Annotated in this window: 14 protein-coding genes; 7 read left to right on the top strand and 7 right to left on the bottom strand. The window is 71.0% G+C overall.

The window, feature by feature from the left end; genetic code table 11:
- Positions 1-354: 354 nt before the first annotated feature.
- Positions 355-3,183, bottom strand: a complete 2,829-nt coding sequence (locus AC5P1C_RS31905) for an FAD-binding and (Fe-S)-binding domain-containing protein (protein ID WP_493869429.1) — start codon at positions 3,181-3,183, stop codon at positions 355-357.
- 196 nt (positions 3,184-3,379) lie between these two features.
- On the opposite strand from AC5P1C_RS31905, the gene serC reads away from it, so the two are divergent.
- Positions 3,380-4,498 (top strand): phosphoserine transaminase, encoded by a 1,119-nt coding sequence (gene serC, locus AC5P1C_RS31900; protein ID WP_493869428.1) that lies wholly within the window; start codon positions 3,380-3,382, stop codon positions 4,496-4,498.
- Positions 4,499-4,601: 103 nt separating this feature from the next.
- Here serC and AC5P1C_RS31895 read toward each other — a convergent pair whose 3' ends face one another.
- Together AC5P1C_RS31895 and AC5P1C_RS31890 are read right to left on the bottom strand one after the other, a co-directional pair.
- Positions 4,602-5,462: an ABC transporter permease gene (locus AC5P1C_RS31895; RefSeq protein ID WP_493869427.1), complete on the bottom strand. Its 861-nt coding sequence runs from the start codon at positions 5,460-5,462 to the stop codon at positions 4,602-4,604.
- On the bottom strand, positions 5,459-6,499 hold the full coding sequence (locus tag AC5P1C_RS31890) for an ATP-binding cassette domain-containing protein (RefSeq protein WP_493869426.1): 1,041 nt from the start codon (positions 6,497-6,499) through the stop codon (positions 5,459-5,461). The genes AC5P1C_RS31895 and AC5P1C_RS31890 overlap by 4 nt, the downstream gene beginning before the upstream one ends.
- A gap of 98 nt (positions 6,500-6,597) precedes the next feature.
- Between AC5P1C_RS31890 and AC5P1C_RS31885 the strand changes: the two genes are divergently transcribed.
- Together AC5P1C_RS31885 and AC5P1C_RS31880 are read left to right on the top strand one after the other, a co-directional pair.
- Positions 6,598-7,467 (top strand): TetR/AcrR family transcriptional regulator, encoded by an 870-nt coding sequence (locus AC5P1C_RS31885; RefSeq protein WP_493869425.1) that lies wholly within the window; start codon positions 6,598-6,600, stop codon positions 7,465-7,467.
- 31 nt (positions 7,468-7,498) lie between these two features.
- Complete coding sequence (locus tag AC5P1C_RS31880; protein WP_493869424.1) at positions 7,499-7,903, top strand: PPOX class F420-dependent oxidoreductase; 405 nt, start codon at positions 7,499-7,501, stop codon at positions 7,901-7,903.
- Positions 7,904-7,968: 65 nt separating this feature from the next.
- Here AC5P1C_RS31880 and AC5P1C_RS31875 read toward each other — a convergent pair whose 3' ends face one another.
- Entirely contained in the window at positions 7,969-9,000 is a 1,032-nt protein-coding gene (locus tag AC5P1C_RS31875) for a WD40 repeat domain-containing protein (protein WP_493869423.1), read from the bottom strand.
- Positions 9,001-9,096: 96 nt separating this feature from the next.
- Between AC5P1C_RS31875 and AC5P1C_RS31870 the strand changes: the two genes are divergently transcribed.
- Positions 9,097-9,828, top strand: coding sequence for an SGNH/GDSL hydrolase family protein (locus tag AC5P1C_RS31870; protein WP_493869422.1), 732 nt, complete (start codon positions 9,097-9,099; stop codon positions 9,826-9,828).
- Positions 9,829-9,886: 58 nt separating this feature from the next.
- Here AC5P1C_RS31870 and AC5P1C_RS31865 read toward each other — a convergent pair whose 3' ends face one another.
- Positions 9,887-10,393, bottom strand: a complete 507-nt coding sequence (locus AC5P1C_RS31865; RefSeq protein ID WP_493869421.1) for a carboxymuconolactone decarboxylase family protein — start codon at positions 10,391-10,393, stop codon at positions 9,887-9,889.
- 15 nt (positions 10,394-10,408) lie between these two features.
- Between AC5P1C_RS31865 and AC5P1C_RS31860 the strand changes: the two genes are divergently transcribed.
- Both AC5P1C_RS31860 and AC5P1C_RS31855 read left to right on the top strand, forming a co-directional pair.
- Entirely contained in the window at positions 10,409-10,957 is a 549-nt protein-coding gene (locus AC5P1C_RS31860) for a MarR family winged helix-turn-helix transcriptional regulator (RefSeq protein ID WP_493869420.1), read from the top strand.
- Between the two features lie 112 nt (positions 10,958-11,069).
- Positions 11,070-12,062 (top strand): aldo/keto reductase, encoded by a 993-nt coding sequence (locus AC5P1C_RS31855; protein ID WP_493869419.1) that lies wholly within the window; start codon positions 11,070-11,072, stop codon positions 12,060-12,062.
- A gap of 169 nt (positions 12,063-12,231) precedes the next feature.
- On the opposite strand, the gene thpR is transcribed toward AC5P1C_RS31855, so the two are convergent.
- A complete protein-coding gene (thpR, locus tag AC5P1C_RS31850) occupies positions 12,232-12,801 on the bottom strand; it encodes an RNA 2',3'-cyclic phosphodiesterase (protein ID WP_493869418.1) in 570 nt (189 codons plus the stop codon).
- Positions 12,802-12,984: 183 nt separating this feature from the next.
- On the opposite strand from thpR, the gene AC5P1C_RS31845 reads away from it, so the two are divergent.
- The gene (locus AC5P1C_RS31845; protein ID WP_493869417.1) at positions 12,985-13,494 is read left to right on the top strand and encodes a GNAT family N-acetyltransferase; all 510 of its coding nucleotides are present in this window, start codon (positions 12,985-12,987) and stop codon (positions 13,492-13,494) included.
- A 12-nt stretch (positions 13,495-13,506) separates the two neighbouring features.
- Here the strand turns inward: AC5P1C_RS31845 and AC5P1C_RS31840 are convergent, their stop codons facing one another.
- A complete protein-coding gene (locus AC5P1C_RS31840) occupies positions 13,507-14,847 on the bottom strand; it encodes an MFS transporter (RefSeq protein ID WP_493869416.1) in 1,341 nt (446 codons plus the stop codon).
- Between the last annotated feature and the right edge of the window lie 80 nt (positions 14,848-14,927).

Here is a 14,927-nt window from a genome sequence, read left to right as displayed (position 1 = left end):
GGTCGTCTTCCCTCGCGCGGTGGAGGGACGGGTGTCAAGGGTGGAGCGCAGCGGAATCGGCGCAGCCGACGCGACCGCAGGGAGCGCCCTTGACTCCCGGCCCGCAACCGCCAACCTCGGGACACCGGGCGGCCCCGGTACGGATCGCAAGCCACCGGAACAGTGGGGACCAGGCGGCACCCCGAGGCCGACACCCTGGGCCGGACGCCCAGCTAGGAGGGGGCGGGTGGGTGGGGACGAGGCGGTGACACGCGGCCGCAGGGCGCTGACACCCCGGCCCGCAGGGAGCCAGCACCCCAGCCACAGGTCAGCAGCACCCACCAGCCCCGCCCTCACGCACCCCGCGAGCCCCCCTCACCCCTCCCCCAACCCCTCAGCCAACACCTCCGCCAAATGCCTCCCCCGAACCCGAGCTCCCTCCCCCTCCCGCTCCCCCAACTGCTCCAACTGCGTCCGACAAGAGAAGCCGTCCGCCAGGACAACCGCCCCGGACGACGCCCCCCGCACCGCCGGCAGCAACCGCTCCTCCGCGCACGCCACCGACACCTCGTAATGCCCCGCCTCGAAGCCGAAGTTCCCCGCGAGCCCGCAGCAGCCCCCGCTCAACTCCCCCTCCAGGCCCGCCTTCTCCCGCAGTCGGCGCTCAGCCTCATCGCCGAGGACCGCGTGCTGATGGCAGTGCGTCTGGCCCACCACCGGCCGCCCGATCCTCGGCGGCGACCACTGCGGGGCCAGTTCCTCCAGCGCCTGCGCGAACGTCCGTACGCGGCCCGCCAGTTCGGCGGCCCGAGCGTCCTCCCCGAGCAGCTCCACCAGATCCGTCTTCAGCGCCGCCGCACAGCTCGGTTCGAGCACCACAAGCAGCGCCCCCGAGTCCAGCAGCGGCCCCATCCGCTCCAGCGTGCGCCGCATCACCGCGCGAGCCCGGTCCAACTGCCCCGTGGACACGTACGTAAGACCGCAGCACACATCCCCCGGCGGCACCACGGGCCGCAGCCCCGCGTCCTCGAGGACCCGCACCGCGGCCCGCCCCACCCCCGGCGACAAATGATCCGTGAACGTATCGGGCCACACCACCACCGCCGGCCCCTCCGAAGCCCTCGAGACCGCCCGGCTCCGGAACCACCTCCGGAACGTCTCCCCCGCCACCCGCGGAATCTCCCTCTCCGGCGCAATCCCACCCAGCCTCTTCGCCAGCGACGCCAACACCCCCACCCTCACGAGCGCATTGGCCGCCCCCGCCATCCGCGTACGCGACGCGAGCCGCAGCCACACCGGCAGCCAGCCCATCGCGTAGTGCGCCGCGGGGCGCCTGCGGCCCTCGTAGTGGTGGTGCAGGAACTCCGCCTTGTACGTGGCCATGTCCACACCCACGGGACAGTCCGAACGGCAGCCCTTGCAGGACAGGCACAGGTCGAGCGCGTCCCGCACCTCCTCCGAGCGCCACCCGTCCGTGACCACCTCCCCCGCGAGCATCTCGTGCAGGAGCCGGGCTCTGCCCCGCGTCGAGTGCGCCTCCTCGCCCGTCGCCCGGAAGGACGGGCACATGACCCCGCCGCCCGAACCAGCGGACGTAGTACGGCACTTCGCGACCCCCACACACCTCCGCACCGCCGCCGAGAAGTCCCCGCCGTCATGCGGGTAGCCGAAGGCCACGTCCACCGGCTTCCGCGGCAGCGGCGCGAACCGCAGGTTCGCGTCCAGCGGCGCGGGCCGCACCAGCATCCCCGGATTCAGCAGATCCGCCGGGTCCCACACCCCCTTCACCCGCTCGAACAGCCGGACCAGATCATCCCCGTACATCTTCGGCAGCAGTTCCGCCCGCGCCTGCCCGTCCCCGTGCTCGCCCGAGAGCGAACCCCCATGTGCGACCACGACCTCGGCCAGGTCCTCCGAGAAGCGACGGAAGCGACGTACGCCCGCCTCGCTCATCAGGTCGAAGTCGATGCGTACGTGAATGCAGCCGTCCCCGAAGTGCCCGTACGGCGTCCCGCGCAGGCCGTGCTCGGCGAGCAGCCCCCTGAAGTCCCGCAGATACGCCCCGAGCCGGGCCGGCGGCACCGCGCAGTCCTCCCAACCCGGCCACGCCTCGCTGCCGTCCGGCATCCGCGTGGCCGTCCCGCTCGCGTCCTCGCGGACCCGCCACAGGGCGCGCTGCCCCGCCGGGTCGATCACGACCAGCGAGTCCATGGCACCGTCACCCGCCGCCGCCCGCGCGATCGCTTCCGCACGCGCACGTGCCTCGGCCTCGCTCGCGCCGCCCGTCTCCACGAACAGCCAGGCGCCGCCCTTGGGCAGCCCCTCGGATCCCCGTACGAGGTCGGCCGCCATCCCCTCCACCGTCAGCGGCCCGTGCGGCAGCAGTCCGGCCGCGGCCTCCGCCGCCGCGCTCTCGTCGGCGTACCCGAGGACCGCGAGCGCACGGGCGCGCGGCGCCTCGACCAGGCGTACGACCGCCTCCGTCACCACGCCTAGCGTGCCTTCCGAGCCGCAGAAGGCGCGGGCCAGATCCACGCCGCGCTCGGGGAGCAGGGCGTCCAGGGCGTAACCGGAGATGCGGCGCGGAAGCTCCGGGAAGCCGGTCCGCAGGAGCTCCAACTCACCGTCCACCACCGGGCGCAGTCCCTCCGGCGCGCCGGACCAGCCCTGCCCGAGCGCCAGCCGCGCGCCCGCGCCGCTCACGACCGACAGCGAGGAGACGTTGTCCGCCGTCGTTCCCCAGGCCACCGAGTGGGATCCGCAGGAGTTGTTGCCGATCATGCCGCCCAGGGTGCAGCGGTTGTGGGTGGACGGGTCGGGGCCGAAGGTCAGGCCGTGGGCGGAGGCCGCGCCCCGCAGGTCGTCGCAGATCACCCCCGGCTGGACGACCGCGGTCCGCGACCCCGCGTCGAGGGACACGATCCGGTTCATGTGCCGGGTGAAGTCGAGGACAAGCCCCGTGCCGGTGGCCTGCCCGGCGATGGACGTACCGGCGCCACGGGCGACGACGGGCACCCCGCGCTCCCGGCACACGGCGAGCGCCGCCGCCACGTCGTCCGCGTCGCGCGGGGCGAGGACGCCGAGCGGCACGCGACGGTAGTTGGACGCGTCCATGGTGTTCAGGGCCCGCGCAGTGACGGAGAAGTCCACCTCCCCCCGCACGGCTGCCCGCAGTTCCGCTTCCACGCCTCCGAGATCACTCATGCCCATATCCATGCCCTCAGGATGCATCCGCGATGGCCTGGTTCTTTTCAGCCCGTCCGGCGATTGAGGACGAGCGCGGAGCGCGACAAGGGGGCTCCGGGGGCGGAGCCCCCGCGGCGTCCACCCCAGGTGGCGGGGCGATCTCACCCGACGGACACCCAGAGGCCACCGCGCCAGAAGCCGCTAGGCTCACCCCGTGGCTGAGATCCAGATTCCCGCTGACATCAAGCCCGCCGACGGACGTTTCGGCGCGGGCCCCTCCAAGGTGCGCACGGAGGCGCTGGACGCGCTCGCCGCCACCGGTACCTCTCTGCTCGGCACCTCCCATCGCCAGGCCCCGGTCAAGAACCTGGTCGGCAAGGTGCGCGAGGGTGTGCGCGACCTCTTCTCCCTCCCCGAGGGGTACGAGGTGATCCTGGGCAACGGCGGCTCCACCGCCTTCTGGGACGTCGCGACGCACGGCCTCATCGAGAACAAGTCGCAGCACCTCAGCTTCGGCGAGTTCTCCTCCAAGTTCGCCAAGGCCTCGAAGCTCGCCCCGTGGCTGGCCGAGCCCACCGTGATCACGAGTGAGCCGGGCACGCACCCGGAGCCGCAGGCCGAGGCCGGCGTGGACGTCTACGGCTTCACGCACAACGAGACCTCGACCGGTGTCGCGGCCCCCATCAAGCGGGTGGCCGGCGCGGACGACAACGCACTCGTCCTCGTGGACGCCACCTCCGGCGCGGGCGGCCTCCCGGTCGACATCGCCGAGACGGACGTCTACTACTTCGCCCCGCAGAAGTCCTTCGCGTCGGACGGCGGGCTGTGGATCGCCGCGTTCTCCCCGGCGGCGATCGAGCGCGCCGAGCGGATCCACGGCAGCGGCCGTCACGTCCCGGAGTTCTTCAGCCTTCCCACGGCGATCGACAACTCCCGCAAGAACCAGACGTACAACACCCCGGCGCTCGCCACGCTCTTCCTGCTCGCCGAGCAGCTCGAGTGGATGAACGGCCAGGGCGGCCTGGAATTCACGACCGGCCGCACGGCCGCCTCCTCGCGCACGCTGTACGGGTGGGCCGAGCAGTCCAAGTACGCGACGCCGTTCGTCACGGACCCGGCCAAGCGCTCGCAGGTCATCGGCACGATCGACTTCGCGGACGAGATCGACGCCGCCGCTGTTGCCAAGGCTCTTCGCGCCAACGGCATCGTCGACACCGAGCCGTACCGCAAGCTGGGCCGCAATCAGCTGCGCGTGGCGATGTTCCCGGCGATTGATCCCTCGGACGTCGAGGCGCTGACGAAGTGCATTGACTACGTCATCGAGAAGCTCTGACGTTTCACTGTCACCTGCGGCTGCCTTGTGGCTGGTCGCGCCCACGCGGCGGAGCCGCAGATGTCACGGCCCCGCGCCCCTTCGGGCGCGGGGCACTCTGCTTTCACCGGCTCAGCTGCTTGAACTTCCGCACCGCCAGCGGCAGGAACAGGAGCGAGATCGCCACCGGCCAGACCACGGCCATCAGCACCGCGTTCTGCTCCACCCAGCTCGCCCCGCCCGCCCCGGGATTGCCGAACAGCTCACGGGCCGCCGTGCCCGTGGACGACACCGGGTTCCACGCGGCGATCGGTGCCAGCCAGTCCGGCATCAGGGACGGCGCGACGAAGACGCTGGAGATCATGGTGAGCGGGAAGGCGACCGCGTAGAGCCCGCCCGCCGCCTCCGGCGTGGGCACCACGAGGCCCAGGAACACGCCCACCCAGATCAGGCTGAACCGCAGGAGCAGCAGCAGCCCGAAGGCGGCCAGGGTCTCCGGCAGGCCCGCGCTGGAGCGCCAGCCGATGGCGAGCGCGGTGAGCGCGAGGATGGTCAGCTCGGCGCAGGCCACGATCAGGTCGGCGAGTCCGCGCCCGGCGGCCACCGCCGAAGGCGCCATCGGCATCGAACGGAAGCGGTCGATGACGCCCTTGGTGGAGTCCGTGACGACCGCCATCGCGGTGTTCATGAAGCCGAAGGCCATGGTCATCACGAACATGCCGGGCATCAGGAACTGCTTGTAGTCGCCGTCCTCACCCCCGCCGGGCACCTTCATCGCCTCGCCGAAGACGAACCCGTACAGGAGCACGGAGATGATCGGGAAGCCCAGCTGCCAGGCGATGTTGACGGGCTGACGCTGGAATTGGGTGAGGTAGCGGCGGGTGACGTTCCAGGTGTCGGCGAGCGCCCAGTAGGCGCGGCCGTGCGCGGTGTCGGGCGTCAGCGGGTCGGAGTTCGACTTGCCGGAGGTCAGTACGGCGCTCATGCCGCGGCTCCCGTCTTCTCGTCGATACGGGCGGCGGCATCCACAGGAGCAGCGGCGTCGGAGTCCGTCCCGCACTCGGTCCGATGCCCCGTCAACCGCAGGAACACGTCGTCCAGGCTCGGACGCCGCAGCCCGATGTCCTCCACCGCGACCCCCTGGTCCTGAAGCGTCCGTGCCACGTCCGTCAGCGCGGCGACCCGGTCGGTCACGGCCGCCTGGACGCGCCGCTCCAGGTCGATGGCCTCGGGCACGCCGTCCGCCACGCGGGCGACGGCCTTCATGGCCGCGGGCAGATCGGCGCCCTCGCGCACGACGACCTCCAGATGGCTGCCGCCCACCGTGTTCTTCAGGCCGTCCGGGGTGTCGTCGGCGATGGCGCGGCCCTGGTCGATGACCGTGATCCGGGACGCCAGTTTGTCGGCCTCTTCCAGGTACTGGGTGGTGAGCAGGACGGTGGTGCCGTCCGCGACCAACTTCCTTACGGTGGCCCAGACTTCGAGGCGTCCGCGCGGGTCGAGCCCGGTGGTCGGCTCGTCCAGGAAGAGGACGGCGGGCGCGAGGATCATCGACGCGGCGAGGTCGAGCCTGCGCCGCATGCCGCCGCTGTACTGGCCCGCGCCCTTGCCGGCGGCGTCCACCAGGTCGAACTGCTCGAGCAGCTCCTGGGCGCGCCGCGCGGCCCGCTCGCCGCCCAGGTGGAACAGGCGGCCGAACATCTCCAGGTTCTGCCGCCCGGTGAGCACCTCGTCGACCGCCGCGTACTGGCCGGTGAGGCCGATGCGGCTGCGTACGACACGGGGCTGACGGACGACGTCGGCGCCCGCGACCTCGGCCCGGCCGCCGTCGAGGCGCACCAGCGTCGCGAGGATGCGGACGGCGGTGGTCTTGCCCGCGCCGTTCGGGCCGAGCAGTCCGTGCACCGTGCCGCGATCCACGTGCAGATCGAAGGCGTCCAGGGCCCGCTTCTCCCCGTAGCGCTTGTCGAGCCCCTCGGCCCGCACCGCGTATTCGTTCTCGCTCACTGCCCCTCCAGACATCGCACTCTGGGTACGCCGTACCCAATAGAGAGTACACCGTACCCAATTTCGTGGGTACACCGTACCCAATTCCGGATCCGACGATTAGGCTGAGCGCCATGACGAGCACGAACGGCGGCACGGGCAGCGGCGCAAACGGCGGCACGGGCAGCGGCACGACCGGCGCCGACATCCAGCGCACCGGCAGCGACATCACCCGCAGCCTCGAACTGCTCTGGGGCGAGGGCGAGCGCCCCACGCGGGGCCCCAAGCCGGGACTCACCCTGGAGCGAATCATCACCGAGGCGGTGCGCCTCGCGGACACAGAAGGGCTCTCGGCGGTCTCGATGCGCCGCCTGTCCACGGAGCTCGGCACCGGCACGATGTCCCTGTACCGATACGTCCCCGGCAAGGGCGAGCTGCTCGACCTGATGCTGGACCGCGTGCACATGCCGGGCGGCGAGGCCGAGCCCCCGAGCGGCGACTGGCGCGCGGCCGTGGAGGCGTACGCCCGCGAGACGCTCGTCCTCTACCGCGAACACCCCTGGCTGCTCCAGGTCAACCAGGCCCGCCCGGTGCTCGGCCCCGGCTCCGTCAGCGGCCTGGAGCGGACCCTGTCCGGGATCAAGTCCATGGGCCTGACCGACCCCGAGCTGATCGGCGTGGTCGTCATGGTCGAGGGGTACGTCACCGGGGTCGCCCGCACCCAGGTGCACGAGATCGAGGCGGTGAAGAAGAGCGGCCTGACGGACGAGGCGTTCTGGGAGGCGCAGTACCCGACCCTCGAACGGATCATGGGCAGCGGCCGTTACCCCTACCTCGCCGGTCTCTCCGATGACGCCTTCGGCTCACAGTTCGACCACTTCGAGTTCGGCCTGCAGCGCCTGCTCGACGGCCTGGACGTGCTGGTGACCGCCCGCGAGTCACAGGGAAGCGCTCAGAGAAGCGCTGAGGGAAACGCTCAGGAAAGCGGCGCCCTGGGGGCATGACAAAACGGGTGATCAGTGCCTTGATGGAGGGATGACGCCGACATCTGCGAGCAGCGCGCTCGCTCCGTTCGTGAAGCAGTACACCGTCCTCCTCACCAGCCACAAGAAGGACGGCACGGGCGTGGGCACGCCCGTCAACATCGCCGTCGAGGGCGACCACGCGTACGTCCGCACCTACGCCACGGCCTGGAAGGCCAAGCGCATGCGTCGCAACCCGGAGATCGAGCTCGCCCCGTCGACGCTGCGCGGCGCGCCGACCGGTCCCGCGATCAAGGCGCGGGTGCGGCTGCTCGACCAGGGCGGCGAGGAGAACGAGCACGCGGCGAAGCTGATGCGGCGCAAACACCCGTTCCTGCACGGGGTGTTCGTCCCGCTCGCGCACAAGGTGAAGCGGGACAAGACGCTCCACTACGAGGTGCGGGTGCTCGGCGAATAGCGCACTAGCGCACTAGCGCACTAGCGCAGTAAGTCAGTGCCGCCCCACTGGACGCGCCGCGCCCTCTACCTCCGCCGCCGGAACATCCGCTTCAGCCCGAAGAAGGCCGCGAGCACGACGGCGGCCGTCAGCGCGCCCACCTTGAGCTCACCCTCGACCCCGGAGCCCGCACCGTCCCCCGAGTCACCTGAACCGCCGCTTCCCGAAGGCGAGTTGGGCCCGCCTCCAGCACCCTCGACCTCGACGGGCTCGACGTCGCCCTGATCACCCTCGGTGCCGTACATGAGGGTCGTACCGTCCAGCGTGTACGTCACGGACTCGCCCTGCCGCTGCAACGGCACGCTCAGCCGTCCCTCGCGCTCGGGCTTCTTGCCCTCCCCCTTCCACGCGTACGAGACACCGCCGAGGTAGCCGCGCAAGGCGAGCTGCTTGCCGTCGGGCGAGAAGGCGCCGTCCGTGGTCCACAGGCCGGTGTCGCCGAGCCGCTTGAAGACATTGACCCCGGAGGCGGACATCTGCGCGGGCCCTTCGTACAGGCCGCCGCCCTCCTCCTTCTTGTCGGCGATGTAGATCCGCCCGGTCTTGGGGTGCACCATCAGGGCCTCGGCGTCGCGCGCCCCGTCCTCGTACTTCACCGTGTACTGGGTGGCGCGGACGGTCTGGTCGGCCAGCTTCTTCGGCTCGGGCAGCTTGTAGATCCATACGTGGGACCAGGTGCCGCCGAGGTTGTCGCCGATGTCGCCGACGTAGATGTTGCCGTCGCTGCCGACGGAGACGGCCTCCACGTCCCGCGGCTCCCCGACGCCGGTCATGGTCACCGTGGCGACGGTCCTGCCGGTCTTGCCGTCCACCGCGTAGAGCAGCGCGCCGTTCTTGTCCTGGTCGTTGTGCGTCCAGTAGACGCCCGGGTGGGCGCGGGACGCGGCCAGGCCGCTGGACTCGATGATGCGGGGGTCCTTGATGGTGAACCCGTCGTGGCTGTCGTCGGCGGCGGCGGGGCCGGCTCCGCCCAGCAGGCCGAGGACCAGGACCAGGCACCCGGCACCGACGGCACCCAGGGCACCAGGGGCACCCGTCGAAGAACGCAGTGAACGCATGGGCCCAGCCTGCCACCCCGGCGCAGGGGGACGGACGTGCGGCGGGTGTTCAGCCTCACATCGCAGGCCGGGGCCTTGATCCGCGATGATGAGCGGATGCTCAGGTTCATGTTCGTCGGTGACTCGATGACGATCGGCAGCGCGGGGGAACACACCTGGCGCCACCGGATGTGGCAGCACCTGCGGGCCTCGCTCGGCGAGGAGTTCGCCGTGGTGGGCCCGCGCCGCGCGCTGCACGACAAGGTCTCCGGCGAGCCGGTCTCGTACGACTACGCCTGCGCGGACCCGGACTTCCCGCGCCACCACTTCGCGGGCTGGGGCGAGGGCTGGCTGCACATGGCGCCGCGGATGGCGGACGCGGTGCGGCAGGACCGCCCCGACGTCCTGCTGGTCTCGCTCGGCCTGATCGACCTGGGCTTCTACACGGACGCGGACCAGACGGCGGAGAACGTCCGCCACTTCATCGCGCAGGCCCGCTCGGCGAACCCCCGCATACGCCTGGTCCTGCTCCCCGTGATCCCGAACATCCGGGCCCGGACGGACGCCCCGTTCGCGGCGGAGGTGGCACGCTTCAACGTGCTCCTGGCGAAGGCGGTGGCGGACCTGGACACGGGCACCTCGCCGCTGCTCCTCGCCTCACCGCCGCCGTCGTACGACATCGACACCGACACGTACGACGGGACGCATCCGGGCGAGAGCGGCGAGCACAAGCTGGCGGCGGCTTTCGCGGACGCGATGCACCAGGCGTGGGGCCTGGGCGCACCGTACGGGACGACGCACCTTCCCCCGACCCCCACGCCCCTCCCCGAGCTGTCGCCCACCGCCTGAAGTCGGCCTGCAGGGCCTTGAGCCCGGCGATGTCCTTCATGTGCCGGAGGTGAGGGCGTCACACGGCGCGCGTCAGCCGGTTCGCCAGCGTCGACATCGTGTACGTACCGATGCCCATGACGACCTCCAAGGCGTTGCGCTCCGTGTGGCCCGCCGCCAGGAACCGCTTCAGGTCCTCGTCCCCGACACCTCCCGCGGTCGCGAGCACCGTCAGCGTGAACCGCCGTACCGCCTCGAGCCGTTCATCAGCCGGTGCACGCCCCTCGCGCAACGCGGCGATCAGCTCCGCGTCCGCGCCCAGCTTCCGCAGCTTGGCGGTGTGCAGGGTCACGCAGATGTGGCAGTCGTTGCGTACGGCCACGGTCATGACGACAACTTCCCTGGCCACAGGGTCCAGCGTCGTCCGCTCGAAGGACGCACTCAACTCCAGGAATCCGTTGAGCAGTTCGGGCGATTCGGCAAGGCGCGCCACCGCGCTCGGCGTTCTTCCGAAGGCGGCGGCCGTACGTTCCATCGCGGCGCGGGACTCGGTCGGCGCGGTCTCCACGGTGTGCTCGGCGAACAAGAGGTACCCCCTACGATGGACAACGTGGTTGACGAAAAAAAGGTAAACCAGGTTGTCGATTCCCGCAAGAGCGAGCCGCCCGAGGAGCCGCCCGAGGAGAGCGACGGCCGCGGCTTCGAGCTGCCGCTGCTCCTCTTCGCCGGGTTCCGCACGCTGATCGACCGCCTCCACGCCGAGCTGGCCCGCCAAGGGCACCCGGACGTACGCCCGGCCCACGGCTTCGCGATGCAGGCGATCGGCCCGCGGGGCGCGAGCGCCAGCGACGTGGGCCGCCGCCTCGGCGTCTCCAAGCAGGCCGCGGGCAAGACCGTCGACCGCCTCATCGCCCTCGGCTACGCGGAACGCACCGACGACCCGGCCGACGCCCGCCGCAAGCTGGTCCGCCTCACCCCGCACGGCATCGACGCGCTGCGCCGCTCGGCGGCGATCTTCGAGGAACTGCACGCGGAGTGGGCCACTTCCCTCGGCACCCGCCGCCTCCGGGCCCTGGAGTCCGACCTGCGCGCGGTCGTTCCGCCGGACGCGTTCCGCCTGGACGCGGCGGGCTGGCTCGGCGGTACGTGACCGCCATGGCCGACGACGCACGACACCACGCCGACGACACACGACACCACCAAGCGCTCCGCAGGCCCGCCCCCTTGCATAGAGCGCGCTCGAAGTCGTTGGCTAAGGCCCCATGAAGTACACGCAGCTGGGACGCACAGGACTCAAGGTCAGCCGACTCGCGCTCGGGACCATGAACTTCGGGCCACTGACGAACGAACCCGACAGCCACACGATCATGGACGCCGCGCTCGACGCGGGCATCAACTACTTCGACACCGCCAATGTCTACGGGTGGGACGAGAACAAGGGCCGCACCGAGGAGATCGTCGGCACCTGGTTCGCGCAGGGCGGCGAGCGGCGCGACAAGGTCGTGCTCGCCACCAAGGTGTACGGGAACATGGCCCTCGACGGAGGGCCCGCGTGGCCCAACCACGACCTGCTCTCGGCGGTCAACATCCGCCGCTCCGTGGAAGCCTCGCTCAAGCGGCTGCAGACCGACTACATCGACATCTACCAGTTCCACCACATCGACCGCCGCACCCCCTTCGAGGAGATCTGGCAGGCGATCGACACCCTCATCACCCAGGGCAAGATCCTCTACGCGGGTTCATCGAACTTCCCGGGATACAAGATCGCCCAGGCCAACGAGACCGCCAAGCAGCGCGGCAGCTACGGCCTCGTCAGCGAGCAGTGCCTCTACAACCTCGCCGAGCGCAGCGCCGAGATGGAGGTCATCCCGGCCGCCCAGGACTACGGCCTCGGCGTCATCCCGTGGTCGCCGCTGCACAGCGGGCTGCTCGGCGGCGTGCTGAAGAAGGAGGGCGAGGGCTCGCGGCGCACCGGCGGCCGTGCCGCGTCCGAGCTCGCGAAGCCGGAGGTGCGCGCGCAGGTCCAGGCGTACGAGGACCTGCTCGACAAGCACGGCATCGCGCCGGGCGAGGCGGCGCTGGCCTGGCTGCTCACCCGGCCCGGCATCACCGGGCCGATCGTCGGGCCGCGCACCGCCGAGCAGCTGGACAGCGCCCTGCGTGCGGTCGAGCTCGAACTCTCGGGTGAGCTGCTCGACGCCCTGGACGAGATCTTCCCGGGGCCGGGGCCCTCGCCGGAGTCCTTCGCCTGGTAGTCGCAACAGCCGTCGGGCCTGCGCGGCCCGTCGGGACTGCGCGTCGGCCCTACGCGGCCGTGGTCGGCCTCACTGGCCGGCCGCGGCCGCCACCGCGACGACGACGAACATCAGCACGAGCACACCGGCCATGATCCGGTTCCTGGTTTTCGTCTTCACGTAGTCGAGGTTAACCGGCTCCGCCCAGCGGCCATCGCCCGACCACCTCATAGCGGGGCCGCTCCCCCGGCACCCCGCCCCTGGGCAGATTGCTTCGTACGAGGGTCAGCTCGGCCACGGTCCACTCGGCGCCCTCGAACTCCGCGAGGCCCTCGACGTACGGCCGCAGGGACGGCTCCCCGTGGCCGCGGGCCAGCGTCAGGTGGGGGCGGTAGTGGTGGTGCTCCTCCATGGTGATGCCGGACTTGCGGGCGGCGGCGTCAGCCCGCTGGGCGAGGAGGCGCAGGGTCTCCACGTCGCCCTTGGCCCCGGCCCAGAGGGCTCGGTCGCCGAAGTGGCCTCCGGCGTGGAGGGCGAGGGGGAAGGGGGCTGTCCGGTGCGCCGCTCGGGACAGCCGCTCGGACAGCTCCGGGACGGTGGCGTCCTCGACCTCGGACATGAAGGCGAGCGTGAAGTGCCAGCTTTGGCGCAGCGTCCAGCGGAGGTCTTCGGCGCCCGGGAGGGTCTTCAACTTGTCTGCTGCCTGGGCCAGTTCGTCCGCCGCTGCGGGGGGCGGCAGCACCGCCGCGAAGAGTCTCATGAGGTGAGTCTCGCCTCCGGCGGTTCTTTTCCCCAACGCCGCTCCTTCCCGAAAACCCGCTCTGGCGCGGGGGCCTCGGTGGGCGTCATCACCGGCTCCGCCGAGTTCGTCCTCAAACGCCGGACGGGCTGAAAGATCCAGCCCCTGTTTCGGGAAGGGGCGGGGTGGGGGAGAAAATGCCGCATGGACAGCCACATAACCATCCGCCCCGCCGGCACCGCCGACGTCCCCACGGTTCTCGCCCTCTTCGACGAAGCCGTCGCCTGGCTCGTCTCGCAGGGCCGTACCGGACAGTGGGGCGACAAGCCCTGGTCGACCAACCCGAAGACCATCGCCCTGGTCGAGAAGTACCTCACCACCGGCTCCGCCTGGATCGCGGAGATCGGTGGGGAGCCGGTCGGCACGGTCACGCTGACCGATGGACCGGGGTCGTACATCGCTCCGGTGGACGAGCCGGAGCGGTTCATCCACCTGCTGGCCTCCCGGCACGGCACAGGCGCCGGTTCCGCCCTCCTCGCGCACGCGGCGGAAGAGACCCGGAGGGAAGGGATCTCCCTCCTCCGGGTCGACTGTTACGCGGGCGACGACGGCAAGCTCGTCGCGTACTACGAGCGCAACGGCTTCAAGCGGGCCGAAGCCTTCCTCGCCCAGGAAGGCACCTGGCCGGGCCAGGTCCTGGCCCGGCGGGTGTAGCGGCCCGCAGGCTCACGCCGCCGTCGCCAGCTGCTCACGCGGCACGAACTGCACGTGCTGCTGCCCGCGCCGCAGATCCACCTTCAGCCGCAGGTTCGCGGCGCGGGCCAGCATCAGGCCGACGCCGACCGCTGCGACGGCGCAGATGAGGCCGCCGGCGGCCATGCTGAGGCGTACTCCGTACGCGTCGGCCAGCCAGCCGAAGAGCGGGCCGCCCAGAGGCGTGCCGCCCGTGAAGACCATCATGAACAGAGACATGACGCGGCCCCGCATCTCGGGGTCCGTCGCCATCTGGACCGAGGAGTTGGCGGTGACGTTCACCGTCAGGCCGAGGATGCCGATCGGCACGATCAGCGCGACGAACATCCAGAGATCAGGCGCGAAGGCCGCCACCATCTGCAGCACTCCGAAGGCGATCGCCGCCCCGGCGAGCAGCCGCAGGCGTGAGGTCCCGCGGCGGGCCGCGAGCAGCGCTCCGGCGAGCGAGCCGATGGCCATCAGGGTGTTGAACAGGCCGTACATCCCCACGCCGCCGTGGAAGATGTCGTCGGCGAAGGCGCTCAGCCAGATCGGGAAGTTGAATCCGAAGGTGCCGATGAAGCCCACGAGGACGATCGGCCAGATCAGCTCGGGGTGCTTGGAGACGTAGTTCAGGCCTTCCTTCAGCTGTCCCTTGCCGCGCGGCTTGCGCGGGGTGGGGTGCAGCTCGCGGGTGCGCATCAGCATCAGGCCGGTGAGCGGCGCGAGGAAGGACAGGCCGTTGGCGAGGAACGCCCAGCCGGGGCCGACGGCGGCGGTCAGACCACTCGCCACGGCCGGACCGATGAGGCGCGCGGACTGGAAGTTCGCCGAGTTCAGCGAGACGGCGTTGCGGACCTGGTCAGGTCCCACCATCTCGGACACGAAGGACTGCCGGGTCGGGTTGTCGACGACCGTGACGAGGCCCGTGAAGAAGGCCGCGAGGTAGACGTGCCAGACCTGGACGTTGCCGCTCAGGGTGAGCGCGGCGAGGAACAGGCCGCTGATGCTCATCGCGCCCTGGGTGCAGAAGAGCAGCTTCCGCTTGGCGAAGCGGTCGGCGATGACGCCGCCGTACAGGCCGAACAGGAGCATGGGCAGGAACTGCATCGCGGTGGTGATGCCGACCGCGGCCGAGGAGCCCGTGAGGCTCAGGACCAGCCAGTCCTGGGTGATGCGCGCCATCCATGTGCCGGTGTTGGAGACAACGGCGCCGGAGGCGAAGAGCCGGTAGTTGCGGATCTTCAGTGAGCTGAACATCGACGACTTGGCGGCGGGGGACTTGTCGAGGGCGGTTGGTGCGGGGGCGGAGTCTGCTCCGGATCCCGTACTCAAAGTGGGTTCGCCTCCTTGGCGTCGTACGGCTCACGGCGGGTGGCCCGCGGTGAGTGCTGCTTGCTGATGTGGGGCTTTGG

It is taken from the genome of Streptomyces sp. A18 (assembly GCF_059026065.1).
The sequence above is the reverse complement of the archived record's forward strand: the minus strand, read 5'-3'. Positions and strand labels throughout refer to the sequence as shown.

Bases quoted from the DNA above. Each gene is read 5' to 3' on its own strand.
- AC5P1C_RS31895 (WP_493869427.1), bottom strand. From the start codon at position 5,462: ATGAGCGCCGTACTGACCTCCGGCAAGTCGAACTCCGACCCGCTGACG.
- AC5P1C_RS31870 (WP_493869422.1), top strand. From the start codon at position 9,097: ATGCTCAGGTTCATGTTCGTCGGTGACTCGATGACGATCGGCAGCGCG.
- AC5P1C_RS31880 (WP_493869424.1), top strand. From the start codon at position 7,499: ATGACGCCGACATCTGCGAGCAGCGCGCTCGCTCCGTTCGTGAAGCAG.
- AC5P1C_RS31905 (WP_493869429.1), bottom strand. From the start codon at position 3,183: ATGAGTGATCTCGGAGGCGTGGAAGCGGAACTGCGGGCAGCCGTGCGG.
- thpR (WP_493869418.1), bottom strand. From the start codon at position 12,801: ATGAGACTCTTCGCGGCGGTGCTGCCGCCCCCCGCAGCGGCGGACGAA.
- AC5P1C_RS31875 (WP_493869423.1), bottom strand. From the start codon at position 9,000: ATGCGTTCACTGCGTTCTTCGACGGGTGCCCCTGGTGCCCTGGGTGCC.
- AC5P1C_RS31845 (WP_493869417.1), top strand. From the start codon at position 12,985: ATGGACAGCCACATAACCATCCGCCCCGCCGGCACCGCCGACGTCCCC.
- AC5P1C_RS31860 (WP_493869420.1), top strand. From the start codon at position 10,409: ATGGACAACGTGGTTGACGAAAAAAAGGTAAACCAGGTTGTCGATTCC.
- AC5P1C_RS31890 (WP_493869426.1), bottom strand. From the start codon at position 6,499: ATGTCTGGAGGGGCAGTGAGCGAGAACGAATACGCGGTGCGGGCCGAG.
- AC5P1C_RS31885 (WP_493869425.1), top strand. From the start codon at position 6,598: ATGACGAGCACGAACGGCGGCACGGGCAGCGGCGCAAACGGCGGCACG.
- AC5P1C_RS31855 (WP_493869419.1), top strand. From the start codon at position 11,070: ATGAAGTACACGCAGCTGGGACGCACAGGACTCAAGGTCAGCCGACTC.